General features: G+C 39.6%; 1 protein-coding gene. It reads left to right on the forward strand.

Going from position 1 to position 619, the window contains the following annotated elements; translation table 11 throughout:
* Positions 1–619, forward strand: a 619-nt coding sequence (locus ACYVL2_RS20050) for a phosphohexomutase domain-containing protein (protein WP_460546569.1), incomplete at both ends; no start/stop codon positions are given.

Raw genomic sequence — 619 nt, forward strand, 5'->3', positions numbered from 1 at the left:
TCTCAACTCCAGGTGTTTCTTACTTAACAAAAGCGCTGGGTGCACAAGCAGGGGTTATGATTTCTGCTTCACACAACCCAGTGCAAGATAACGGAATCAAGTTTTTTGGTCCAGATGGATTCAAGTTATCTGATGCTCAAGAAAATGAAATTGAAGCATTAATTGATAATCCCAAAGATGAGCTACCAAGACCTGTTGGTAAAGATCTTGGACAGGTAAATGACTATTTTGAAGGCGGTCAAAAATATCTTCAGTATCTGAAGCAAACAATCGATGAAGATTTTTCTGGCTTACACGTTGCGCTTGACTGTGCACATGGTGCGACTTCATCTCTAGCAGCACATTTATTTGCAGACTTAGATGCTGATATTTCAACAATGGGTGCATCTCCAAATGGATTAAATATTAACGAAGGTGTTGGTTCTACTCACCCTGAAGCATTATCAGCATTTGTGAAAGAAAAAGGTGCGGACGTAGGATTAGCTTTTGATGGTGACGGCGACCGACTAATTGCAATCGATGAAAATGGTGACATTGTAGATGGCGATCAAATTATGTTCATTTGTGCAAAGTATTTATTTGAACAAGGGCGTTTAAAACATAACACGCTTGTCTCTAC

This window comes from Glycomyces halotolerans (assembly GCF_054779575.1).